A 1,196-nucleotide genomic window follows, 5' to 3' on the forward strand; every position below is an offset into this window, starting at 1 on the left:
TGTCTAAAGAAAAATTTGAACGCAGTAAACCGCACTTGAACGTGGGCACCATTGGTCACGTAGACCATGGTAAGACCACTCTGACAGCTGCACTGACTCGTGTGTGTCACGAAGTCTGGGGTACAGGTACTGCCAGTGCGTTCGACCAGATCGACAACGCACCGGAAGAGAAGGCGCGTGGTATCACCATCGCAACTTCCCACGTAGAGTACGATTCTCCGACTCGTCACTACGCACACGTAGACTGCCCGGGCCACGCGGATTATGTGAAGAACATGATCACGGGTGCGGCGCAGATGGATGGCGCGATCCTGGTTTGTTCCGCAGCTGACGGCCCCATGCCGCAGACTCGTGAGCACATCCTGCTGTCCCGTCAGGTTGGTGTACCGTTCATTGTCGTGTTCCTGAACAAGGCCGACATGGTAGACGACGAAGAGCTGCTTGAGCTGGTCGAGATGGAAGTTCGTGACCTGCTGAGCCAGTACGACTTCCCGGGTGACGACACTCCGATCATTACCGGTTCCGCGCTGATGGCGCTGGAAGGTAAGGACGACAATGAGATGGGTACTACCGCTGTCAAGAAGCTGGTAGAAGCCCTGGACGACTACATCCCTGAGCCGGAGCGTGCGATTGATCAGCCGTTCCTGATGCCGATTGAGGACGTATTCTCCATCTCCGGTCGTGGTACTGTGGTAACCGGTCGTGTAGAGCGTGGCATCATCAAGGTGGGTGACGAAGTGGAAATCGTTGGTATCAAGGATACCGTGAAGACCACTTGTACCGGTGTTGAGATGTTCCGCAAGCTGCTGGACGAAGGTCGTGCTGGTGAGAACGTTGGTGTTCTGCTGCGTGGTACCAAGCGTGACGACGTTGAGCGTGGTCAGGTACTGTGTGTACCGGGCTCCATCAAGCCGCACACCAAGTTTGAGTGTGAAGTGTACGTGCTGAGCAAAGAAGAAGGTGGTCGTCATACTCCGTTCTTCAAGGGCTACCGTCCGCAGTTCTACTTCCGTACCACCGACGTAACCGGTTCTTGCGAACTGCCGGAAGGTGTGGAAATGGTAATGCCGGGTGACAACGTCAAGATGAGTGTTACCCTGATTGCTCCGATCGCCATGGAAGATGGTCTGCGTTTCGCGATCCGCGAAGGTGGCCGTACCGTTGGTGCCGGCGTAGTCGCCAAGATCATCGAGTAA

The 1,196-nt window shown here is 55.5% G+C and carries 1 protein-coding gene; it reads left to right on the forward strand.

The window, feature by feature from the left end:
- A partial coding sequence (tuf, locus tag MARLIPOL_RS06425; RefSeq protein ID WP_012140542.1) for an elongation factor Tu occupies positions 1-1,196 on the forward strand: 1,196 nt, incomplete at its 5' end.

It is taken from the genome of Marinobacter lipolyticus SM19 (assembly GCF_000397065.2).
GTDB classification, from domain to species: domain Bacteria; phylum Pseudomonadota; class Gammaproteobacteria; order Pseudomonadales; family Oleiphilaceae; genus Marinobacter; species Marinobacter lipolyticus.